Origin of the sequence: Streptomyces rimosus (assembly GCF_008704655.1) — a bacterium.
In the GTDB taxonomy this organism is placed as follows: domain Bacteria; phylum Actinomycetota; class Actinomycetes; order Streptomycetales; family Streptomycetaceae; genus Streptomyces; species Streptomyces rimosus.
In genome coordinates this window covers 7438012-7460935 of the sequence record NZ_CP023688.1, presented here as the reverse complement: position 1 = coordinate 7460935, position 22924 = coordinate 7438012, and the positions used below count along the sequence as shown (strand labels likewise).

At 73.8% G+C, this 22924-nt stretch carries 19 protein-coding genes; 14 read left to right on the top strand and 5 right to left on the bottom strand.

Annotated elements, in window-relative coordinates:
• Positions 1–84: 84 nt before the first annotated feature.
• The 4 genes from CP984_RS32570 to CP984_RS32555 are packed head-to-tail and all read left to right on the top strand — an operon-like array spanning position 85 to position 6144.
• On the top strand, positions 85–1680 hold the full coding sequence (locus CP984_RS32570; RefSeq protein WP_030178841.1) for a DUF4331 domain-containing protein: 1596 nt from the start codon (positions 85–87) through the stop codon (positions 1678–1680).
• Positions 1680–3032: a tetratricopeptide repeat protein gene (locus CP984_RS32565; RefSeq protein ID WP_030178843.1), complete on the top strand. Its 1353-nt coding sequence runs from the start codon at positions 1680–1682 to the stop codon at positions 3030–3032. The genes CP984_RS32570 and CP984_RS32565 overlap by 1 nt, the downstream gene beginning before the upstream one ends.
• Entirely contained in the window at positions 3029–4555 is a 1527-nt protein-coding gene (locus CP984_RS32560) for a hypothetical protein (protein WP_003986771.1), read from the top strand. The genes CP984_RS32565 and CP984_RS32560 overlap by 4 nt, the downstream gene beginning before the upstream one ends.
• Before the next feature lie 44 nt (positions 4556–4599).
• Positions 4600–6144, top strand: a complete 1545-nt coding sequence (locus CP984_RS32555; RefSeq protein WP_003986772.1) for a serine/threonine-protein kinase — start codon at positions 4600–4602, stop codon at positions 6142–6144.
• 8 nt (positions 6145–6152) lie between these two features.
• Here CP984_RS32555 and CP984_RS32550 read toward each other — a convergent pair whose 3' ends face one another.
• Positions 6153–6959, bottom strand: a complete 807-nt coding sequence (locus CP984_RS32550) for an SGNH/GDSL hydrolase family protein (protein ID WP_003986773.1) — start codon at positions 6957–6959, stop codon at positions 6153–6155.
• 447 nt (positions 6960–7406) lie between these two features.
• Here CP984_RS32550 and CP984_RS32545 point away from each other — a divergent pair, with 447 nt between their 5' ends.
• The 6 genes from CP984_RS32545 to CP984_RS32520 all read left to right on the top strand — a co-directional run bounded on the left by CP984_RS32545 (position 7407) and on the right by CP984_RS32520 (position 16028).
• Positions 7407–7901 (top strand): hypothetical protein, encoded by a 495-nt coding sequence (locus CP984_RS32545; RefSeq protein WP_003986774.1) that lies wholly within the window; start codon positions 7407–7409, stop codon positions 7899–7901.
• Position 7902: 1 nt separating this feature from the next.
• The gene (locus tag CP984_RS32540; protein WP_003986775.1) at positions 7903–8997 is read left to right on the top strand and encodes a GNAT family N-acetyltransferase; all 1095 of its coding nucleotides are present in this window, start codon (positions 7903–7905) and stop codon (positions 8995–8997) included.
• Positions 8998–9384: 387 nt separating this feature from the next.
• Entirely contained in the window at positions 9385–10200 is an 816-nt protein-coding gene (locus CP984_RS32535) for a glycosyltransferase family 2 protein (RefSeq protein ID WP_030178849.1), read from the top strand.
• A complete protein-coding gene (locus CP984_RS32530; RefSeq protein WP_030178851.1) occupies positions 10197–11336 on the top strand; it encodes a glycosyltransferase family 2 protein in 1140 nt (379 codons plus the stop codon). The genes CP984_RS32535 and CP984_RS32530 overlap by 4 nt, the downstream gene beginning before the upstream one ends.
• Positions 11333–12145: a polysaccharide deacetylase family protein gene (locus tag CP984_RS32525; protein ID WP_030178852.1), complete on the top strand. Its 813-nt coding sequence runs from the start codon at positions 11333–11335 to the stop codon at positions 12143–12145. The genes CP984_RS32530 and CP984_RS32525 overlap by 4 nt, the downstream gene beginning before the upstream one ends.
• On the top strand, positions 12138–16028 hold the full coding sequence (locus CP984_RS32520) for a lipopolysaccharide biosynthesis protein (RefSeq protein ID WP_030178856.1): 3891 nt from the start codon (positions 12138–12140) through the stop codon (positions 16026–16028). The genes CP984_RS32525 and CP984_RS32520 overlap by 8 nt, the downstream gene beginning before the upstream one ends.
• A gap of 33 nt (positions 16029–16061) precedes the next feature.
• Here CP984_RS32520 and CP984_RS32515 read toward each other — a convergent pair whose 3' ends face one another.
• On the bottom strand, positions 16062–17342 hold the full coding sequence (locus CP984_RS32515) for a GH39 family glycosyl hydrolase (RefSeq protein ID WP_106962931.1): 1281 nt from the start codon (positions 17340–17342) through the stop codon (positions 16062–16064).
• Positions 17343–17667: 325 nt separating this feature from the next.
• Here CP984_RS32515 and CP984_RS32510 point away from each other — a divergent pair, with 325 nt between their 5' ends.
• Positions 17668–18780, top strand: a complete 1113-nt coding sequence (locus tag CP984_RS32510) for a DUF5925 domain-containing protein (protein ID WP_032922011.1) — start codon at positions 17668–17670, stop codon at positions 18778–18780.
• 15 nt (positions 18781–18795) lie between these two features.
• Here the strand turns inward: CP984_RS32510 and ddaH are convergent, their stop codons facing one another.
• The 3 genes from ddaH to CP984_RS32495 are packed head-to-tail and all read right to left on the bottom strand — an operon-like array spanning position 18796 to position 20392.
• Complete coding sequence (ddaH, locus tag CP984_RS32505; RefSeq protein ID WP_003986000.1) at positions 18796–19572, bottom strand: dimethylargininase; 777 nt, start codon at positions 19570–19572, stop codon at positions 18796–18798.
• A complete protein-coding gene (locus tag CP984_RS32500) occupies positions 19569–19997 on the bottom strand; it encodes a VOC family protein (RefSeq protein ID WP_003986001.1) in 429 nt (142 codons plus the stop codon). The genes ddaH and CP984_RS32500 overlap by 4 nt, the downstream gene beginning before the upstream one ends.
• On the bottom strand, positions 19994–20392 hold the full coding sequence (locus CP984_RS32495) for a GntR family transcriptional regulator (protein WP_003986002.1): 399 nt from the start codon (positions 20390–20392) through the stop codon (positions 19994–19996). Before CP984_RS32495 ends, CP984_RS32500 begins: the two co-directional genes overlap by 4 nt.
• 221 nt (positions 20393–20613) lie before the next feature.
• Between CP984_RS32495 and CP984_RS32490 the strand changes: the two genes are divergently transcribed.
• The 3 genes from CP984_RS32490 (at position 20614) to CP984_RS32480 (ending at position 22921) form a co-directional block, all read left to right on the top strand.
• The gene (locus tag CP984_RS32490; protein WP_030178860.1) at positions 20614–21537 is read left to right on the top strand and encodes a GNAT family N-acetyltransferase; all 924 of its coding nucleotides are present in this window, start codon (positions 20614–20616) and stop codon (positions 21535–21537) included.
• A gap of 200 nt (positions 21538–21737) precedes the next feature.
• The gene (locus tag CP984_RS32485) at positions 21738–22127 is read left to right on the top strand and encodes a hypothetical protein (protein WP_003986004.1); all 390 of its coding nucleotides are present in this window, start codon (positions 21738–21740) and stop codon (positions 22125–22127) included.
• Positions 22124–22921 carry a hypothetical protein gene (locus tag CP984_RS32480; RefSeq protein WP_003986005.1) on the top strand — a complete coding sequence of 266 codons (798 nt, stop codon included), beginning with the start codon at positions 22124–22126 and terminating at the stop codon, positions 22919–22921. The genes CP984_RS32485 and CP984_RS32480 overlap by 4 nt, the downstream gene beginning before the upstream one ends.
• The last annotated feature ends 3 nt before the right edge of the window (positions 22922–22924 follow it).

The following is a 22924-nucleotide window of genomic DNA, read 5'->3' as shown; positions in this document are numbered from 1 at the left end:
ACGAATAGCCGCCACAGCACGGTGCGGCCTCCGCACCGCCGACCCGGCCGGCACCGCCCGGCACACCCGAGAAGGACCGACGCGATGACCGCCAGCACCGAACCCACCGAGAACCGGAAGACCAGGAAGGGCAGGGGCAGCCGCCGGACCGTCGCCGTGCTGGCGTGCGGCTCGCTGGCCGCGGCGGGCGTCGCCGGCGCGGCCGCGGGCCCGCTCGCGGCCCGCCCGGCGCAGGCGTCCAGCCACCGGGAGGCGCCGCAGATCTCCGGGCAGCCGGAGTACGACACCACGGACGTCTACGCCTTCCAGAGCCCCGACAAGCCGGACACCACGACGCTGACGGTGAACTGGTGGCCCTTCGCCGAGCCGGCGGGCGGCCCGAACTTCTACAAGTTCGCCACCGACGCCCAGTACGACGTGCACGTGGACAGCGACGGGGACGGCCAGGGCGATCTGGTCTACCGGTGGACGTTCAAGGACAACTACCGCAGCGGCGACACGTTCCTCTACAACACCGGCCAGGTCACGTCCCTCGACGACAAGGACCTGAACTACTACCAGACGTACGACATCGACCTGCTGCGGCTGAAGGACCAGAAGGTGGTCTCCAGCACGAAGATCGCCGATGATCTGACCGCCGCGCCGTCCAACGTCGGCAAGGCGTCGATGCCCGACTACCAGAAGCTGCGCGACCAGGCGGTACGGCCGGTCGCGGGCGGCGGCTCGACCTTCGCGGGCCAGGCGGACGACCCGTTCTTCCTGGACCTGCGCGCCTTCGACCTGCTGTACGGCGGCGACCTCTCCGAGGTCGGCCGGGACACCCTCAAGGGCTACAACGTGCAGTCGGTGGCCCTCCAGGTGCCGACGAAGGAGCTGCGGCAGTCGGCGCAGCAGCCGGTGATCGGCGTCTGGTCCACCACCCAGCGCAAGAACGCCTCCGGCGGCTGGTCCCAGGTGTCGCGGCTGGGCAACCCGCTGGTCAACGAGCTGGTCGTGCCGGTCAAGGACAAGGACCGCTTCAACGCGTCCGCGCCGTGGAACGACGCGCAGTTCCTCAAGTACGTCACCGACCCCGAGCTGGCCCGGCTGATCGAGAAGATCTACGGGATCAAGGCGCCGGCGCTGCCCCGCAAGGACCTGATCGCGGTGTTCCTGACCGGGGTGGCCAAGCTCAACCAGCCGCCGAACGTGCGCCCCGCGGAAGCGCTGCGGCTGAACACCGCCATCCCGCCCACCGCGCAGCCCAAGCGCCTGGGCGTCCTGGACGGCGACAACGCGGGCTACCCGAACGGCCGGCGGCTCACCGACGACGTCGTGGACATCTCCCTCCAGGTGGTGCAGGGCGAGCTGGTCGGGCAGAAGAACGACCTGGGCGACGCGGTCGACGCCAACGACCAGCCGTTCGGCAAGACCTTCCCGTATCTGGCGCTGCCCGCCTCGGGCTCCCGGGGCCCGGTCGCCAAGAAGGGCGGCGGCGACAGCACGGGCGGGAGCGGCCAGGGCGCGGTGAACCAATCGGCCGGTCTGCGGACCGGGCTGCGTCCGCAGGACAGCGCGACCGGTGACGGCAGCGACACCCTGCTGATCGCCTCCGCCTCGGCGGGCGCCTTCGGGCTGGTGCTGGTCGGCACCGGGCTGCTCTGGCTGCGGTCCAACCGCCGTGCGAAGGCCGGCCGTTGATGTTCTTCCGACTGCCCAGGAGCGTACGCGGCAAGCTCGCCGGCGCCGTCGTGACCGTGCTCCTCGCGTGCGCGGTCACCGCCGGCGGGATCGCCCTGGGCGGAGACGGTGGCCGGGCGCGCGCCCCGGTGCCCGCGCCACCGTCGTCCGACATCCCCGTGGGCCGCGGCGCCGCGGCCGGCCTGTCCGGCACGGTGAGTGCCCTCCAGGTCCGGTTGCGCGCGCAGCCCGGGGACTGGCTCGGCTGGGCGCGGCTCGGCGCCGCCTACGTCGAGCAGGCCCGTACGACCGGCGACCCGACCCGCTACCCGCAGGCCGGGCGCGCCGTCGCCCGCTCGCTGGCGCTGCGCCCGCGCCAGAACGACGCCGGGCTCGCCGCGCGGGCCGCGCTCGCCGCGGCGCGGCACGACTTCCGGGCCGCGCTGCGGGACGCGGATGCCGCGCTCGCGGTCAATCCGTACGGGGAACGGGCGCTGGCGGTCCGCGTGGACGCGCTGGTGGAGCTCGGGCGCTACGCCGAGGCGCTGGCGGCGGCGCGGCACGCCGACGCGGTGCACCCCGGCATTCCGTCCTTCACCCGGCTCGCGTACGTACGGGAACTGCTCGGCGACGCCGACGGTGCCCGCAAGGCGCTGGAGGTCGCCCTGCAGTCCGCCGCCCGGCCCGATGACATCGCGTACGTCGCCACGGCGCTTGGCCAACTGGCGCGCAGCCACGGGCAGTACGCGACCGCGTTCCGGTACTACGCGCTGGCGCTGCGTGCCGCACCAGGCCACCTCCCGGCTCTGGAAGGCCGGGCGCGCGCTTACGCCGCGCGCGGCGAACTGGGTACGGCGGCCCGTGAACTGCGCGAGGTCGTGCGCCGCTACCCGCTGCCGGGGCCCCTGGCCGCGCTCGGCGAGGTCTACGAAGCGCGCGGCGAACGGGCCGCCGCCCGGCGGCAATACGCCCTGGCCGGGGCCTGGGCAGACCTGGCGCGCGCGAACGGCGTGGCCGTGGATCTGGACACCGCACTGATCGAGACCGACCACGGCGACCGGCGCGCCGCCCTGCGCGCGGCCCGCGCCGAGTGGTCCCGCCGCCAGACCGTGCACACGGCCGACGCCCTGGCCTGGACCCTGCACCACACCGGCCAGGACCGGGAGGCCCTGCCGTACGCCGAGCGCGCCGCCGCACCCGGCTTCCGCGACGCGGCATTCCTCTACCACCGCGGCACGATCGAGCGCGCGCTGGGCCGGACCGCCGACGCCCGCCGCGACCTGTCCGCCGCCCTGCGCCTGGACCGCGGCTTCTCGCCCACGGGGGCAGCCGCGGCCCGGTCGGCGCTCAGCGCGCTGGAGGCCGGACGGTGAACACCTTCAAGGGAGTCCTGTCGATACGGAGGCGAACCGTCGCCCTCCTGGTCACCGCACTCACCGCCGTACTACTACTGCTCGCGCCCGCGGGCGCCGCGCACGCGCACCCGCTCGGCAACTTCACCGTCAGCCAGTACGACGGCCTGACCGTCCGGCCCGGCGAACTGCGCGTCGACCACGTCGAAGACCTCGCCGAGATCCCGGCCGCGCAGCAGAAGGACCGTATCGACCGGAACGGGGACGGGACCACGGACCGGGCCGAGCTGGCGGCCTGGGCCCGGGAGCGGTGCGCCACCGCCGCGCGCGGCAGCGGGCTGACCGTGGACGGGCGACGGGAACGGCTGCGGTCAGCGAGCGCCACCGCGGCCACCCGGCCCGGCCAGGCCGGACTGCCGACCCTGCGCCTGGAGTGCCGGATGACCGCGCGCCTGCCGTCGGACGGGCGGGCCGCCCTCCGCTTCCGCGCGGCGGAGGGCGACGGCGCGCCCGGCTGGCGGGAGATCACCGCCCGGGGCGACCGCACCCGGCTCACCGCGTCCGACGCCCCCACAAAATCGGTGTCCCGACGCCTGACCACCTACCCCAGGGACGTACTGGCCTCACCGCCCGCCCGGCGCTCGGCGGCCGTTCGCGCCGTACCGGGCGGCCCCGCGCTCTCCGATGCTGCCGAACGCCCGCCCGCCGGGTCCGTCCTGCCCCGCGGCGCGGACCGCTGGACGCAGGCCCTGACCGGGCTCGTCGCCCGGCACCACCTGACCCCCGCCTTCGCGGCGCTCGCACTCGCCACCGCGCTGCTGCTCGGAGCGCTGCACGCCCTCGCGCCGGGCCACGGCAAGACGATGATGGCCGCTGCAGCGGCGGCGGGCGGCCGGAGTTCGCGGCGGGACGTACTGGCCCTGGGCCTGTCGGTGACTGTGACGCACACCCTGGGCGTCTTCGCGCTGGGGGCGCTGATCGCGGCGGGGTCGGCCGCCGCGCCCTCGGTGGTGGCCTGGCTCGGCGTGGCCAGCGGGGCACTGGTGGCGGGGGCGGGAGCGGTGCTGCTGCGGCGGGCGCTACGGATGCGCCGGAACGGGCACGGGCACGGGCACAGCCATGGCCACAGTCACCCGCACGGCCATGACCACGACCATGACCACGAACATGGTCACGACCACCACCCTCACCACCCGACCCGCCCCGGCCTGCGCGGCATCGTCCTGCTCGGGTTCGCCGGCGGGCTGGTGCCCAGTCCCTCCGCGGTGGTGGTGCTGGTCGGCGCCGCCGCGCTCGGCCAGGCGTGGTTCGGGTTCCTGCTGGTCGTCGCGTACGGCGCGGGGCTGGCCGGGACGCTGGCCGCGGCCGGACTGCTCGCCGTCCGGCTGACCCTGCGGCTCGGGGAGCAACTGGTCAAGGGGCGCGGGGCGGGTGCGCGGTTACTGTCGGCCGCGCACCGGCTGGCGCCCGTCGGCACTGCCGCCGTCGTCCTCCTGCTCGGCTGCGGATTGCTGCTCAAGGGGGCGGCAACCACGCTGGGTTGAGGTACGTTGCCACCGCATCGCTCTACTGCGAGGAGGGCTCGTCCATGAGCGGGGATCCTGGCGGCGACGGAACCGGCGGTCTGCCGGACGGCGCGGAGGGCGGAGACGGCGGACGGCTGCTGGCGGGGCGCTACCGGCTGGGCGCCGAGCTGGGCCGGGGCGGGATGGGCGTGGTGTGGCGGGCCCGGGACGAGCTGCTGGCCCGCGAGGTCGCCGTCAAGGAGGTCCGGGCGCCCCGCGAACTGACCGAGGGTGAACAGGGCCTGCTGTACGCGCGCCTGGAGCGGGAGGGCCGGGCGGCGGCCCGTATCGCGCACCGCAACGTGGTGACCGTCTACGACGTGGTGACCGAGGACGGCCGCCCGTGGATCGTCATGGAACTGGTGCGCGGCCTGTCGCTGGCCGAGGTGCTGGCCGCGGACGGGCCGCTGACGCCGGCCAGGGCCGCGGGCATCGGCTCCCAGGTGCTGGCCGCGCTGCGGGTCGCGCACACCGCGGGCGTGCTGCACCGCGACGTGAAGCCGGGCAACGTCCTGCTGGGCAACGACGGCCGGGTGGTGCTGACCGACTTCGGCATCGCGCGGGTGGCGGGCTCCTCCGCCCTGACGCTGACGGGCGAACTGGTCGGCTCGCCCGAGTTCCTGGCACCGGAACGGGCGCTCGGGCAGCAGGCGGGCCCGGAGTCGGACCTGTGGTCGCTGGGCGTGACGCTGTACGCGGCCGTGGAGGGCCGTTCGCCGTTCCGCCAGGACACACCGCTGTCCACGCTGCGCGCGGTGGTCGACGAGCAGCTGCCGCCGCCCCGCCACGCGGGCCCGCTCACCCCCGTACTGGAAGGGCTGCTGCGCAAGGACCCGCGGGAGCGGCTGGACGGGGCCGAGGTGCAGCGGATGCTGGACGCGGTCGCGGCGGGCGGCGGTGCCACGCCCACGGTGGTGGTGCCGCCGCCCGCCCACGCACCGACGGCCGCCGCCGACCAGGCCCTTGCGGCGTACGGTCCCCCGACGCCGATGCCGGGCCCGGAGACGACCGCGGGGATACCGGCCGCGGACACCACGACCGAGGCCGAGCGGAAGCGCCGGCGGTCGGTCCGGCTGCTGCTGGCCGGCGCGCTGATCGCGGTGCTGGCGGCGGGCGGCGTGGCGTACGCGCTGCTGGCGGACGACGGTTCCCCGGGGCCCACGCCGGGCAGCACCTCGGGCGGCGGTGGTTCCGGAGGCGGCACCGGCGACGGCGGAGGCGGCGGTACGGGCGGCGGGGGCGGCGGCACGCCGGGGCGGACGTCGCCCGGCAGCTCGGCGTCCGCGACCGCCTCACCGGGCGGTACGGCTCCCGGGCGTACGTACCCCGGCAGCACGCCTCCCCACCGTACGTACCCGCAGACCACTCCGCCCCGCTCGACCACCCATCATCCGACGACGTCGTGGCCCACGACCACCGCGCCCACCTCGTCCGCCCCGACGACCGAACCGACCGCGTCCGGGGGCGGCGGCACGTACGGCGGGGCCACCGGCGCGACGGGCGACGGCGGTACGCGCACCTACGGCGAAGCCCCGCCCGGGGGCGGGACTTCGTCAGGGGCGGAGTAGCCGCGAGATCAGGTGGCGGAGTTCAGGACGGGCAGGTAGCCCTTGGACTGTCCGTTGGCCGTGGGGTGGTAGGAGTTCTCCACGGGAAGGGTGACGCTGTGCAGCCAGGGGGCGCCGGAGCACAGCTCGTGCCCGGCGAAGGTCGTGTTGACGTCCCCGAAGGCGAAGCCGTGGTCGGCGGCGCGCTTGGCGGTGACGGCGTTGATGTCGTCGGCGGCGGCGTTGATGGCCGCGCGGGACTTCTCCGAGAGACCGACGGCGCAGCTGCCGCCCAGCTTGTAGAAGCGCGGGTAGCCCAGGACGACGACCTGGGCTGCGGGGGCCCGGCTGTCGATGGCGTCGTAGACCTGGTCCAGCTGGGCGGGCAGCGTCTGCTGGATGTAGGCGCGCGCCTTGGCGATCCGCGCCAGGCACGCGCTCTCGCCCTGGAGGTTGCAGGTGGTCATGGTGTCGGCGAAGCCCGCGTCGTTGCCGCCGATGGTGATGCTGACCAGGTCGGTGCCGGAGTTGACCGGGGTCAGCTGCTTGGCCAGCACGTCTCCTGTGCGGGCGCCCGAACAGGCGGTGAAGTTGAACCGCGTACCGGTGTGCGAGGCGGCCCACAGGGCCGGGTAGGACTTGGTGCTGCGCTTACAGGAGCCACTGCTGCTGTCGTAGCTGCCCGCGCCGACCCCCGAGGAGTAGGAGTCGCCGAGGGCCACGTAGTCGGTGGCCTGGATTCGCGGCGCGGACACGGCGGCGCTCGCGCCGAAGAGCGCGAGCGCCGGGGTGAGGAGGAGCGCGGACGCCGTGGCCGCGCGTCGGGACAGTCTCATGGAACCTCCCTGAGCAGGATCTCTGCCATTTCTGATGTAGCAGGACCCTTTCGTCACGGGAAGGCTTGTCACCCATTCCCACGATCAGGGATGACCCGGATGGCGGTGTCGTGACATCGTTGTGATGAAGGCATGACTGCCCACCAGATGCCGTGCCACCGGCCCGGATTGCCGACCGCAGTGATCGAGCCAGGGCCCGCGGGGCGAAAAGCGACCCTCGCCGGTGACCACGGCGCCCGTGATGGCCGCAGCGCCGTCCGGAGCGTCCGGCAAGCGCCCGAAGGTCGTTTTCGGGCCGTCCACCCCGTCGCCGTGAACCAATGGTTCCGCGCCTCAATAACGCTCTGGACATGGCCCGTTCACGCCTTCTTCCCGTCTTGACGGGCCCGCGCCCGCTGCGCGACATTGAAGCCCGGCATCAGGCGCTTATGGGGGGCAAAGCTGCCAATGCAGACCAAGACCATCAACGGCAACGCGCCGGACGGCGGCAGACCGGACCGCGACGGGCCGGTGCCCGGCGGTCCCGGGGACGCCGGGCCGAACGGCCCGGAGACCGGCACGGCCGGGCGGTGGCGCGCGGACTCGGCACCCGTACTGGCCGGTGCGGCGGTGGCGGTCGGCGGCGTGGGCGCCTTCCTGGCGCTCGCCGACATCGCCTCGCCCGTGCGCGCCCCGTGCACCCTCTTCTTCCTGGTGCTGGCGCCGGCCGCGGCGCTCGCCGCCGCCCTGGGCCGGCTGGACCCGCTCAGCCGGACCGTCGTCGCGGGCGCCGGGGCGGTCGCCCTGGACCTGCTCGTCGCGCAGGCGATGCTCGCCCTGCACCTGTGGTCGGCACGGGGCGGGGTGGTGGCCGTCGCCGTGCTCAGCGGCGGCGTATTCCTAGCGGTCAGCGTGCGGCGCCGGCGATCCGGCGCCCGTGGACGGGGAAGTCGGACGAACTGACGTGGACATCAGCGTGTACCGCCCGGGTGAGCTCAGCGGCGCCGAACGGGCGGCGTGGAGCACCGTGCAGTCCCAGGCGCACCTGCTGGGCACACCCCAGCTGGCGAATCCTTTTCTCGCACCCGAGTTCGCGCTCGCCGTCGGCCGCTGCCGGCGCGGGGTGCGGATCGCGGTGATCCGGGAGGACGGCGAACCGGCCGCCTTCCTGCCGTTCCAGCGCTCGCCGCTGGGCGTCGGGCGGGCGGTCGGGCTGGGGGTCTCGGACGCCCAGGGGCTGGTGCACCGCCCCGGCTTCCAGTGGGACTCCCGTGAGCTGCTGCACGCCTGCGGCCTGTCGGTGCTGGAGTTCGACCACCTGGTGGAGGGCCAGAAGCCCTTCGAGACCGCGCCGCTGCGCAGCCACCCCTCCCCCGTCATCGACGTGGACCAGGGATACGAGGCGTATCTGGAGCGGCTGCGCGGCCAGGCGCCGAAGTTCACCCGCACGACGCTCGCCAAGGAGCGCAAGCTCGGCCGGGACGTGGGTCCGGTGCGCTACGTCCACGACGAGCGGGACCCGGCCGCGCTGCGCCGGCTGATCGACTGGAAGTCGGCGCAGTACCGCCGCACGGGCCGCAGCGACCGCTTCGCGCACGCGTGGATCCTCCAGCTGGTGGACCAGCTCTTCCACACCCGTACGCCGACCTTCGCCGGGCTGCTGTCGGTGCTCTACGCGGGCGATCGGCCGATCGCCGCGCACTTCGGCCTGCGCTCCGAGCGGGTGCTCGGCTGCTGGTTCCCCGCGTACGACACCGCGTACGCGAAGTTCTCCCCCGGCCTGGTGCTGCATCTGCGCATGGCCGAGGGGGCGGCGGCCGACGGGCTGGCCTATCTCGATCTGGGGCGGGGTGAAAAGGAATACAAGAACTCCCTGAAGACCCGGGAACTTTCGGTGTCCGAGGGGTGGGTGTCCCGGCGTCATCCGGTCGCCCTGGCCCATAGGGCACACCGGGCACCGGTACGGGCATTGCGCAACACCGTGCTGGCCCGGCCGGAATTGTTCGAGCCGGCTGATCGACTTCTCAAACGGATGGGCCGAATCCGGTCGGGACGTTGAGGAAGACACCGCTCCATATACGCCAATGACGCAAAACGGGATGCGAGGTCGAGGTATTGCCATAGAGTCCCAGTCATCAATACCGTCGTACACCACCCGCACCGGCCCGTCATGCAAGGCGGCTCAAGGGGAGGGCTCAAGCGCCGCGACAGGGCCCGGGGCGGGGCGCGGTAGGGGGGTGCCGTGTCCGATCTTCACATGACGACAACCGCGTCGATCATCGGAACACGAGCCGCGCGGCCGGAAACACGCATGCCAGCTCACCCTGTTCTCCCGGCGAAAAGATCCATGCCGTCCTGAGCGGGGTGTGAACCCCCCTTTCGAACCGGATACCCATCCGGGCCGCCCGGGGGTGGGCGGCCCACCGGACGAGAGGGAAACAGACTCATGAGTTCATTCCTCCGCTCCGCGGAAACGGATCAGAAGCCGTTGACGCCGGTGAGCGCCGAGGGGCAATACCGTCCCGTTTCCTCGCACCTGGCCATAGCTCCGCCGGTCAGCGTCGTGATACCCGCGATGAACGAGGCGGAGAATCTGCCGTACGTCTTCAAGACACTTCCGGAGTGGATACACGAAGTCGTCCTGGTGGACGGGAATTCCACCGACGACACGGTGGCGGTGGCCCGCGAACTGCGGCCGGACGTCAAGGTCGTCGAACAGCGCGGCAAGGGCAAGGGGGATGCCCTGATCAGCGGGTTCGCGGCCTGCACGGGCGACATCATCGTGATGGTCGACGCGGACGGCTCGGCGGACGGCGCCGAGATCGTCAGCTATGTCTCCGCGCTGGTGGGGGGCGCGGACTTCGCCAAGGGCTCGCGGTTCGCCAACGGCGGCGGCACCGACGACATGACGCCGGTGCGCAAGCTCGGCAACCGGGTGCTGACCACCGTGGTCAACGCCAAGTTCGGCGCCCGTTACACGGATCTGTGCTACGGCTACAACGCCTTCTGGCGGCACTGCCTGGACCAGATCGCCCTGGACTGCAACGGGTTCGAGGTCGAGACGCTGATGAACATCCGCGTGGTCAAGGCCGGTCTGAAGGTCCAGGAGATCCCCAGCCACGAGTACAACCGCATCCACGGCGTGAGCAATCTGCGCGCCGTGCGGGACGGGTTCCGGGTGCTGAAGGTGATACTGCGCGAGCGCAGCACCCGCCACAAGCGCCCCGCCCGCCCGGCCGTGATCACGGGAGAGGCGTCTTGAGCGTCCGCGTCTCCGTGGTGATCTGCGCGTACACCGAGGACCGCTGGGGCGACATTCTCGCCGCGGCGGCCTCGGTGCACGACCAGTCCCTGCCGGCTCACGAGACGCTGCTCGTGGTCGACCACAATCCGGTGCTCCAGGAGCGCCTGAGCGCTCATTTCGCGTCACCCGGCCGCGGCGGCCCGGTGCGCGTCCTGGCCAACGCCGGGCCGCGCGGCCTGTCCGCCGGGCGCAACACCGGCATCGCGGAGTCCACCGGGGAGGTGATCGCCTTCCTGGACGACGACGCGGTGGCCGAGCGCGACTGGCTGCTGCACTTCGCCGAGGGCTACGCCGATCCGCGGGTGCTGGCGGTCGGCGGCCGGACCGAGCCGGTGTGGGCCTCGGGGCGCCGGCCGTCCTGGTTCCCCGAGGAGTTCGACTGGGTGGTGGGCTGCGCGTACCGGGGGCTGTTCCCCGGGGACGACGGCCCCGGCGGGCCGCACACGGTCCGCGTACGCAATGTCCTGGGCGGCAACGCCTCCTTCCGCAGGGAGGCGTTCGAGATCGCCGGCGGGTTCGCCACCGGCATCGGCCGGGACGCCGGGAAGCGGCCGCTGGGCTGCGAGGAGACGGAGCTGTGCATCCGGCTGGCGCGCGCGGTGCCGGACGCGGTGCTGCTGGTCGACGACCGGTCGGTGATCCACCACCGGGTGCCGGGGGACCGCGAGCGCTTCGCGTACTTCCGCTCCCGTACGTACGCGGAGGGCCTGTCCAAGGCGCTGGTGACGCGCAGCGTGGGCACGCGGGACGGGCTGTCGGCGGAGCGGCGTTACACGACCCGGGTGCTGCCCGCCGGGGTGGCGCGCGGCGTGCGCGACGCGCTGCTGCGGCGGCCGGGCGGCGCCGGGCGGGCGGGCGCGATCGTGGCGGGCGTGTCGTCGGCCGCGTTCGGCTACGCGCTCGGCAGCCTGCGGGCGCGCCGCGACCGGCGGACGGTGGGCAGCGGCTTCGTGGTGGTGCCCGTGCCGGACGGGACGGGCGGTACGGGCCGGGAACCGGCCGGCCCGCTCGAACCGGCCAAGGTGCCCGCCCCCGCAACTCCCCCGGCCCGCGGCGAGTCTTCGTCCTCGGGGAGTGAGGGGGCGGTGGCATGACCGAGCCGCGCGTCGTACCGATCCTGATGTACCACGCGGTCGCGCACGCGCCCGCGCGGGCCACGCTGGACCTGTCCGTGACCCCGGAGGCGTTCGCCGAGCAGATGGCGGTACTGGACGACAGCGGGTTCACGCCGCTGACCACCGCCGATCTGGCGGCGGCCTGGCGGCGCGGCGGGCCGCTGCCCGCACGTCCGGTGCTGATCACCTTCGACGACGGTTACGAGGGCGTGCACCGGCACGCCCTGCCCGCCCTGGCCAAGCACGGCTTCGCGGCCACCCTCTTCGTCTCGACGGGCTGGCTGCGCGGCCCGTACGACACCGGAGGCGGTCTGGACACCATGCTCGACTGGGACCAGGCCCGCCAACTGGCCGTCGCCGGGGTGGAGATCGGCGGGCACAGTCACACCCACCCGCAGCTGGACCAGCTCTCGGACGACCGCCTGTGGTTCGAGATCACGCGCTGCAAGCAGATCGTCGCCGACGAACTGGGCGTGCCGCCGGTGTCGTTCGCCTACCCGTACGGCTATTCCAGCCGCCGGGTGCGGCGGGCGGTGCGCGGGGCGGGCTTCCGGCAGGCGCTGGCGGTGGGCAACGCGCTCGCCGCGCCGCGCCAGGGCCCGTACGCGCTGGCGCGGCTGACGGTGCGGCGCAGCACCGGTACGCAGGAGTTCGCACGGCTGGTGGCGGGCCGGGGCATCGGGCGGTTCTTCGCCCGGGACCGGGCGCTCACCAAGGGGTACGCCGTGGTCCGCAGGACCCGTCAGGCAGTCGAGGCAGTGGGGAAGGTGCGCGGAAGCCGTGTCTGACACGACCACCCGGACCGAGGAGCGTACGGACCGGAGCCCGGCCGGGGGCGGGCGGCGACGCCTGTTCGGCGGCCGGGGCGCCGGCGGGAAGGGCGGCGGGGGCAGCCCGCTGTTCCGCAACGCCTATGCGCTGATGCTGAACACCGGCATCTCCGGGCTGCTCGGTCTGGGGTTCTGGCTGGTCGCGGCCCGGTACTACACGGAGTCCGCGGTCGGCCAGGGCTCGGCGGCCATCGCCGCGATGAAGCTGCTGGCGGGGCTGACCTCGCTGACGCTGACCGGGGCGCTGGCCCGCTACATCCCCATCGCGGGGCGCACCACGGGGCGGCTGGTCCGCCGTACCTACCTGGGCAGTTCGGTGATCGTCGCGCTGGCCGCGACGGTCTTCCTGCTGACCCTGGACTTCTGGGGGCCGTCGTACGGCTTCCTGCACGGGCCCGTCCACGGGATCGGCTTTATCGTCGCCGTCGTCGCCTGGTCGCTGCTGACCCTCCAGGACGGGGTGCTGACCGGGCTGCGCAGCGCGATGTGGGTGCCGGTCGGCAACTTCGTCTTCTCGACGGTCAAGCTCGTACTGCTGGTGGCGTTCGCCGCGGCGATCCCGACGGCGGGTGTGTTCGTCTCGTGGGTCGCGGCCATCGCGGTGTCCGTGCTGCCGCTGGGCTGGCTGGTGTTCCGGCGGCTGGTGCCCCGGCACATCCGGGCCACCGAACGCAGCGCCCGGCCGCCGTCGCTGCGCGAGATGGGCCGCTTCCTGGCCGGGGACTACACGGGCTCGCTGTTCTCGCTGGCCGTCGTCTACCTGGTGCCGGTGCTGGTCGCCGCGCAGGTCAGCTCGGCCGACAACGCGTACTTCTACATCACCACCACGATCGGCGGCACGGTCAACCTGCTCGCGATCAACATGGGCGCCTCGCTGACCGTCGAGGGCTCGCACGACCCGGCGCGGCTGGCCGACAACACCCGGGCCGCGCTGCGCCGGATGGCCCGGATCATGATCCCGGTCTGTCTCTTCCTGTTCGTCTGCGCGCCGTACATCCTCGCCGTCTTCGGCAAGGGGTACGCGGACGCCGCCACGCCGCTGCTGCGCTGGTTCGCGGTGGGCGCCGCGCTGCGCGTGGTGATGGAGGTCTACTTCGCGGTGCTGCGGGCGCAGAGCCGTACGTCCGGACTGGCCTACATGCAGGGCCTGCTGTGCGTCCTGGTCCTGGGCCTGACGGTGCTGCTGCTGCCGCGGATGGGGCTGACCGGCGCGGGTGTCGCGGAGATCTCCAGCCTGGCGGTGATCGTCTCCATCGCCTCCGTCAAGCTGTACCGCGTCCTCAAGGGCCGCCCCGCCGCCCCGCTGACGCGCGCGCCCGCCGACGGACTCGCGCCGGACGGCGACCTGGCCGACCTGGCCGTCAACGGCGACCTCGGGGACGCGCGGGCACCCGGCGCCACCGCCCTGCCGCCGGAGCCCGACCGGGCGCGGGAGGCGGCGGGCGACGGGGACGGCGCGGTGCCGCACCGGCCCGGCTGGGCGCAGCGGGCGCTGCGCGACGTGGACACGATGCCGCTCGGGCTGCACGTGGACTTCGACCACATGGAGCGCAGGCCGGACGTACGGCCCGCGCCGTCCTGGGCGCAGGGGGACGGCGACGGGGCCGCGGAGCAGACGGTGCCGCCGGTCTCCGCGAAGGTGTTCCGGGCCGAGCCGGTGACGGAGCGGGTCGCGGAACCCCGGACGGACGGGCCCCCGCCGGACGGCTCCCCGCCGGACCGCTCCGGCCCGGCCCCGGACACCGCCGGTGCCCCCTCCGCCCCCCTCAAGGACCGGCTCGCGGCAGCCGTCCCCTTCGGACCGCGGATCGCGGCAGCCCTCCCCTTCGGGCCGCGGCTGGCCGCCCGGCTGGGCGGGCGCCCCGACATCGGCATCTGGGCGCTGCTGGTCGCCGCGCTCGCGCTCTTCTGGCTGCCGCTGCGCGGCATGGGCGACGCCGACCTGGACCGGATGGGCGGGCTCGGCCTGATCAGCGTGCTGCCCGCGGCGACGCTGCTGGGCGCCGTCCTGCTGGTGCTGGCCTTCGCGTCGGCGCTGTGGCTGTCCCGGCCGCGGCGCGTCCTGCTGGCGGCCGTCCTGGTCCTGACCGTGGTGGCCCTGCACGCGCTGCCCGCCGTCCTGGAGGCCGAACCGCGCTTCGCCACCGCCTGGCAGCACCTGGGCTTCCTGGACCACATCGACCGCACCGGCTCCGCGGTGCCCGACCTGGACGCGCGCTGGAGCTGGCCGGGCTTCTTCGCGGCGGCCCAGTTCGTCGCCGAGGCGTGCGGCGTCACGGACTTCACCGAGGTGCTGCGCTGGTGGCCGCTGACCATCCAGCTGCTGTATCTGGCCCCGGTGTGCCTGCTGGTGAGGTCCGTACGGGCGGGCTGGCGCGCGAAGTGGAGCGCGGTGTGGCTGTTCGCGCTGTGCGGCTGGGTCGGCCAGGACTACTTCTCGCCGCAGGGCTTCACGTATCTGCTCTACCTGGTCTTCGCCGCGATCCTGCTGGTGTGGTTCCGCGATCCGCGGGTGCTGCGCGGCAAGCGCTGGCCCGGCGAGGCGGAGGTCGCGCCGGCCGGGCGGGGGCAGCGGGTGGCGCTGCTGGCCGTGCTGGGCCTGTTGTTCCTGGCGTCCGTGGCGGGCCACCAGCTCACGCCGTTCGTGATGCTGGGCGTGCTGACGTTCCTGGTCCTGGTCCGGCGTACGTCCCTGTACGGGCTGCCGCTGCTGTTCGGCGTGGTGGTCGTGGTGTGGATCGGCTACCTCGCCGAGCCGTACTGGTCGGGCCACTTCGACGAGCTGTTCGGCGGGCTGGGCGGCATCGGCGGAAACGTCTCGTCATCGGTCGCCGGCCGGATCGGCGACGGCGACAGTGTCCACAAACTGGTGCTGTACGCGCGGGTGGCGCTGGCCGGCGGGGTGCTGGCGCTGGCCTGCTGGGGCGTGCTGCAGCGGCGCGCCGCGGGCTTCTCCGAACGCTCGCTGCTGGTGCTGACCTTCGTCCCGTTCCTCGCCTTCGGCATGCAGTCCTACGGCGGCGAGATGGCGCTGCGGGTGTTCATGTTCGCGCTGCCCGGCGCCTGCGTCCTCGGCGCGCTGGCACTCTTCCCGCGCGCCGCGGGCACCCGGCGCGGCCTGGGCCCGTTCGCCGCCCTGCTGACGGGCGTGGTGCTGATCACCGGGTTCCTGGTGGCCCGCTGGGGCAACGAGCCGTTCGAACGCGTCCGGCCGGGCGAGGTGGCCGCGATGGACTACGTCTACGCGCACGACCGGCCCACGGCGCGGCTGCTGTGGCCGTCCAACGACACGGTCAACGACGTGACCCCGGACATACCGTGGGGCGCGAAGGACATGGAGCGGGTGCAGTACAAGCCCGTACTCGCCCCGCGCGACCCGGTCCTGACCGACTCGCTCGTCAACGCGCTGCGCGACGCCGGACCGCGCTCGTACTTCATGCTCAACCGCGCCCAGGCGGAGTCGCTGCGCCTGGGTGCGGGCTACTCCGCCGGCTGGGAGCAGCGGCTGCGTACGGCCCTGGACCAGCGGCCCGAGCTGCGCCGTGTCATGAGCAACAAGGACGCGGCGCTGTACGAGCTGCGGCAGCAGCCGCCGGGGCCGGTGGACGAGCCGGACCCGGGGCCGGTCGGGCCGCGCATCACCTGGACGACATGGTCGGTCGTCGGCGCGCTCGCGGCCGGGGCCCTGATCGTGCTGCTCGCGGCGCGCGAGGTGGTGCGGGTGGCCCTGCCGCCGAGCGTGCGCAAGCTCCGCTGGCTGCAGAGTTCGTTCTGGTTCGCGCTGCCGCTGCTGTTCGTCTTCCTGGTGGCCCTTGTGCAGCGGTTCGTGACGATGTCGTGAGCGGGCGCCCGGCGACGGCCGGGCGCCCGGTTCTCAGGACCGCTTCTCCCAGCGGATCTCGTACGGCTTGAGGGTCAGGCTCCGGCCGTCCACCGTCGTGCGGACGGGGCGGTCGAGCGTGTTGACCACCATGAGGGTCCGGCGGTCGGCCAGGACGCGCAGGTTGGCCCGGTCGCCCGCGGCCACGTCCACCGGTACGAAGGACGTACCGGGCGGAAAGGCGCGGGAGAACCGGGACAGCAGGTCCATCATGGGCAGTTCACCGCCGCCGCCCCGCAGCTGGGTGCTGCGCCACAGACAGCCGGGGCAGCCGGCGCCCTCGCTCTCCGGGTTCCAGTAGAAGCCGCTGGTGGCGCCGCCCTCGGTCATGGAGATCAGCGCGCTCGCCTGGACGGCGGTACGGCGCGGCTCGCTCCAGCCGTTGCGGTCGTCGTTCTCGTCCGCGACCTCGACGTACCACTCCGCCCACCACAGCGGCAGCCCGGTCGTCGCGCGCAGCCAGCGCCCGATGTCGGCGAATTTGCGGGTGGCGGCGAACGCGTCGGGGACGTACCGGCCGTCCTTGGTGTAGCTGGAGCCGTCCACGACGACGAAGTCCGCGCCCGCCTTGTGCGCGTTCCAGTACTCGACGGCGTCGACGGTGCGCTGGTCGAGGCTGCCCCAGGGGCCCTTGACGTCGGACGCCTGCGCGTCGTCGTCGGGCGGGTGGCTGTCCATGACCGCGTACGGGCCGCCCACCTGGTTGTTCTTGTCGATCTTCTTCAGTTCCTTGTAGACGAGGTTGTACAGGCGGGTGTAGCCCTCGTAGTCCCAGCGGTTGCGGGCCTCGTCGTAAAAGCCCTTGAGCTCGTTCCAGACGATGAAGTGGCGGATGTCCGGATAGCGGCGGGCGATCGTGCCGACCAGTTGGGCGAAGTCCGCGTAGTGCTCCGGGCTCGGCGCCTTCTCCAGCGCGCTCCAGTCCGTCTCGCCGGCCTTGCCGCCCTTCATCCAGTCCGGGGCGCAGCACAGCGTCAGGACGGGCGTGCCGCCGGTCCTGCGGATCAGGTCGACGCGGCTGTCCAGCTCCTTGAAGTCGTACTTCCCCGGGCTCGGTTCGGGGTTCTGCGCGCCCCAGCCCATGATGTGCTGGTTCTGCGGCATCGGCTCCGCGGACAGCAGCTCGGAGGCGCTGTGCGTGGCGGCGTCGTTGCCGCGGTCCGCGCTGTACTCGGTGTGTGTGAACCCCCAGCCCACCTGGGCGGCGGGCGAGGCTCCGGAACCCGCGCCGCTGCTCCCGCTCTCCGGCGGGAAGCCGCACATCGCCAGGGCCATGGCCAGCGCCGCCACGCCGATCGCGAGCAGTGCGGTGGCCCGGGGCCGGTTGCGCAGCCTGCGGCCCGGCCCGGATCCCCCGGCCGCCGGCACGTCCGGCGGGCGCGGGCGCCCCGCGGTGTCCGTGCCGCCGTGCCGTTCCCCACCGTGGCGTTCCCCATAACGTCCCACGACGGGCCAGCCTAGCCAGCTTCGGGGGTCGTTCGGCCGGTTTCGCACCAAGTGTTGAGGACCGTTCACCGGGCCGTCCGGTCGCTGTGAAAGTCCCGGGCGACAAGGGAAAATCCGTATACGCCGTGGCCCGCGGTGCCGGATCATGGTGGACATGTGTGCCGACCACGTCCGACCGTCCGCCGCCGAGGAGTCCCTCCCGATCCGCTTGACCATGGACGACAGCGATTCACCCTCCGATGTCGTCGACGCCCTGTTCCTGGGGCGGTTCGCCAGCGGCGAGCAGCCGTACGCGCGCAGCCGCTCGGTGGACCGGGTCAAGGCCGGTCTGACGCTGCTGCCGCCCGGCGCCAAAGTGCTGCGCTCCGCGCGCGACGAGGACCGCAGCGCGACCCTCGCCGAGGGCGACGGCTTCACGCTGCTGGTGTCGCGGTGGAACCGCGGCGCGGACGTGACCGTGACGGCCACCTCCGACGAGCTGGCCGTGAAGGTGCTCGGCCAGTCGGCCGACGGCGCGGAGGACGAGCCGGAGCCGCAGCCGGAGGACGTGTCGATGGGGTTCTGGTACCTCTCCCCGCGGCGCGGCCCGTACCGTACGACCCGCCAGATCTCCGCCGGTACGTGGGAGGAGATCCGCCCCAACTACACCACCCCGGTGGCCGAGGCGCTGGACCGGCTGATGGGGGTGGCGCCGGAGGAGATCGCCGGACGGCTGCTGTTGCTGCACGGCCCGCCCGGTACGGGCAAGACCTCCGCGCTGCGCACCCTCGCCCGCTCGTGGCGCGACTGGTGCCAGGTCGACTGCGTCCTGGACCCGGAGCGCCTCTTCAACGACATCGGCTACCTGATGGACATCGCCATCGGCGAGGACGACGCGGCGGGCAAGGGCCGCTGGCGGCTGCTCCTGCTGGAGGACTGCGACGAGCTGATCCGCGGCGAGGCCCGGCACACGGCGGGGCAGGCGCTGTCCCGGCTGCTGAATCTGACGGACGGGCTGCTGGGCCAGGGCCGCAACGTCCTCGTCGGCGTGACGACCAACGAGGACCTGGAGCGGATGCATCCGGCCGTGGTCCGCCCCGGCCGCTGCCTGGCCCGTATCGAGGTGGGCCCGCTCAGCCGCCCGGAGGCGGTGCGCTGGCTCGGCAGGGAGGACGGCGTCGGCCGCGACGGCGCGACCCTCGCCGAGCTGTACGCGCTGCGCCGCGGCGTCGGCCCCGCGTCGGTACCGGCGCAGGACGCGGGTGCGGATGCGGGGCTGTATCTGTAGGCGTACGGCTGCGGCTTACGCGTACAGCTCCCGCAGCCGTACCGAAAGGCACGTCACGCAGCCTTCCAGCTTCTCGAACTCCGCTATGTCCACCACCACCGGTTCATAGCCGAGGCCGGCGAACAGTTCGGCGCTGCGGGGCGCGCTCGCGCTCATCAGCAGCCGTCCGCCGCCGAGCAGGACGACATGGGCCCCGGCCTCCTCCGGCACCGCGCGGAAGCGGGGGAAGAGGGCGGGGTCGTCGACCAGCGGCGGGTGGCCGATGACGGTGCCGTCGGGCAGGGCGGTGACCGCGGACTTCAGGTGCAGCACCTTTTCGACCGGTACGGCCGTCACCCGGGCCCCCAGCGGTTCGAAGGCGGCCCGGAGTTGGCGCACCCCCTCGGCGTTGGTGCGGCCACCGCGCCCCACGTACACCGTGTCGCCCACCTTCAGGACGTCACCACCGTCGAGCGTGCCGGGCGCGCGGATACGGCCCAGCGAGCAGCCGAGCGCGGCCGCCGCCTCCTCGGCGGCGGCCACTTCCGGGCGGCGGGTCTCGGCCCCGGGCCGGGCCAGCAGCGCGACGTTGCGGAAGACGACCATGGTGTCCTCCACGAACACCGCGTCGGGGCAGTCGTCCGCGGGTGCCACCTCCGTCGTCCGCCAGCCGTGCGCCCGCAGCGCGCCGACGTACTCCTCCCACTGGGCCAGCGCGCGGGCCGGGTCCACCGGCCGCCGCTGGATGTGCGTCGTCAGCCCTTCGGCGAGGCGCGGCCCGGGGCGGCGTATGAGCGCCTCCTTGCTGGTCACACCGTGCCCTCGGGATAGTGCTGCCGGTCTTCGGGGAGTTCCTTGACGAGGCAGAACGGATGGCCCGCGGGGTCCGCGTAGACCCGGAAGCCGCGGGGCTTGGCGTCGTGGGTGGTGTCCAGCAGGGTGCCGCCCGCCTCCAGCACCCGCTGGTGTGCGGCCTCCAGGTCGTCCACGCCGAAGTCGAGGTGGGACTGCTGGGGGTGCGCCGGGTCCGGCCAGCGGGGCGGGCGGTGGTCGGGGACGCGCTGGAAGGCCAGGAGCGTGCCGGTGGGGGTGTGCAGGGTGACCCAGTCGCCGTCGGCGGTCCAGCGGGAGTCGGGGCGGTTGATCTCGCCGCCGAGCAACTCCGCGTAGAAGCGGGCGAGGAGCAGGGGGTCGGGGCAGTCCAGGGCGGTGCACTGGACGCGGGCGAGTGCGGTCATACGTCCTCTCCGTAGGTGGCGCGCAGGGCTTCCAGGACGGCCGCGCGGGCGGCGGCGTGGTCCAGGCCGAGGCGGCGGGCGCGCCGGGCGTAGGAGGCGGCGGCAGCGGCCGCCTCCTTGTCGGCCGCCTCGCCGGCCGCGGCGACGAAGGTGCCGTTGCGTCCCCGCGTCTCGATCACCCCGTCCGTCTCCAGGGCGCGGTACGCCTTGGCGACGGTGTTGGCGGCCAGCCCGAGCTGTTCGGCGAGGCCGCGTACGGTGGGCAGTTTGCGGCCGACCGGCAGCCCGCCCTCACGGGCCTGCCCGGCGATCTGGGACCGGACCTGTTCGAACGGCGCCTCCGCCGCGTCCGGGTCGATGGTCAGCCGCAGGGGCGGCGCTTGCTGGACGGCCACGGTGGCGCTCCTGGTACGGGGGTTGCATGGGACGCAGGGGGTGGGTCGCCCCCATTGTGCGTCAGCGGTGCCCGCCGTGTCCGCAGGTCAACCCATGTCGTGCCGCGGCACCGCGGACCGCCCGGCAGCGCCGGACGGATCTGCCCGGCAGGAGGCGGCCCGGCCCGGGCGATATTCGCAGGCGCCACGCGGCCGGTGGGCGTACCGTCCCGCTGGTGACCATTACTGTGCGTCCGTTCCGTCCCGCCGATGCCCGGGACGTCTGTGAGCTCCGGCGTCGTGTACTGCCCTACGAGATCTCCACTGCGCAGTCGGTCGCCTGGGAGGTCGCCGAGGCACCGGCCGGCAAGAAGCTGCGGGTGTTCGTCGCCGAAACGGGCGGCCGTGTCGTCGGCGTGGTGAAGTCCTCGGTCCGGCATGACAGCAGCACGCCCGGACAGGGCGTCGTCGTGCCGCTGGTGGACCCCGGGTACCGGGGGCGCGGCGCGGGCAGCGCCCTGCTCGCCGTGGCGGAGGAGCACCTGGCCGGGCTGGGCGCCACCCACCTCCACGCCTACCCCCAGGACGACCCGCGCTCGATGTCGTTCGCCCGGCACCGCGGCTACCGGCCTCTGCGCACGGCCCGTTGCCTGCGTCTCGACCTCGTCCGCGCCGCCCTGCCGCCGCTGCCCGCGAGCCTCCCGCCCGGCACGGAGCTGCGCACCGCCGCCGACTTCGGTGCCGATCCCCGGCCGCTGTACGAGGCGGACGCCGAGGTGATGCTGGACGAGCCCGACGATCTGACCGTGGACGCGATGACGTACGAGGACTGGATCACCCAGACCTGGGAACGCCCGAACATCGACCTGGACCTGACGACGGTGGTGACGGTCGGCGGCGAGGTCGCGTCGTTCTGCCTGGCCGGTACGGACGGCTGGGGCCGCTACGGCTCGGGGATGACCGGCACCCGCCGCTCCCACCGGGGCAGGGGCCTGGCCAGGCTCGCCAAGACCGCCTCCCTGCACCGGGCCCGCGAGGCCGGGTGCACCGACGCCTTCACCGTCAACGACGCGGAGAACGGCCCGATGCTCGCCATCAACACCGCGTTCGGCTACCGGCCCTTCGGCGTGGAGTGGCACAGCGTCAGGGACCTGGCGGACGCGTAGGGCGCCCGGCGCCACGGGTGCGGCGCCCTACGGGCCGAATCCTGTCAGGAACCGAACAAGTCCGGGCGGACTCCTGTTGACGCGGGACAAGTCCCAAGGGATTGCGCCAGTTCACCCGGTGGGCACGGCCCGGCTGCGTAGCCTCCTCGTCACCAGGAAAGCGGGGAACGCCGACCAGCGTGCCAGTAGAGGGAGTTCTCGTGCCCGGTATCGATGTGAGCCTGCTGGAGGCCATGAACGTGCCCGGCGCACGGGGCGCCGCGCTGGTGGACTGGACGTGCGGTTTCGCACTGGAGTCGGCCGGTGAGCAGGCGCTGGGCGGACCGGAGGCGACGGCCGCCGAAGCGGCCGAACTGGCCCGGCTGGTGATCGGCGCCTCCATGTTCGCCGAGGGGCCGGTCCCGGTGCCCGCCCCGCCGGTCGAGGACCTGATCGTCACCACCCGCAGCGGGTACCACCTGGTGCGCTTCGTGGACCCCACGGCGGAGCCCAGCGTGCTCCTGCATCTGTGGCTGGACCGCACCTCCGGTAACCTCGCGCTGGCCCGCCTCCGTATGGAGGGTGTGGCAGGACAGCTGGCGTTGACATGAGCACCGCACCGTTCGTGGCGCCGCCCGCCCTGCCGCCGCGCCCCTCGATGCTCTCGCGCCTGGCCGCCGAGCAGGCCACCGGCGCCCTCCAGTGCGGGCCCGGCACGCTCTACCTGGTGGGCGGCCGGGTCGTACACGCCGAGAGCCCGGCGGCCCCCGGGCTGGAGGTCCTGCTCACCGCGGGCGGACGGGTGCCGCAGGCCGTGTGGGACGAGGCGCTCGAACGGGCCGGAGTCCCCGACCACGTGCCCGGCCGCCTGGTCAAGGAGGGCTTCCTGTCCGTGGGACAGGCAGAAGTCTGGTGGCTGACCGCTCTCTTCGACGCGGCGTTCTTCGTACTGGCCCCGCACAACCGCCCGACGCGCTTCCAGCACGGCTTCGTGCGGGAGGGCGGCGGCCATCCGCGCTCCGTCGCGGCGGAGCGGGTACTGCGGGAGACGCGGCGGCGCAGGCAGCTGCTGGACACCCGGTGGCCGGGGCCGGACATCGCCGACGCACCCGTCGTGCGCCGGCCCGCTGCGGGCCTGCGGGTTCCGGCACGCCTGGAAGCCGTGCTGGACCTTGCCGACGGGACGCGCACTCCGGGCACCATCGCCCGGGAACTGGGCCGGCCCGCCTTCCACGTACTCCTGGAGGTGCGGCGCCTCGCCGTCGCCGGCCTGCTCGTCCCCCGCCTGTCGCATCCGCCGCCCGGCGGCTGCCCGGGCGGCGCGCCACGGACCGCGGGCCCTCCGGAGCCGCCCGATGTCGCCCTGCTGCGGCGCGTCCGTGACGCACTGGAGGCCCGTCTGTGAAGT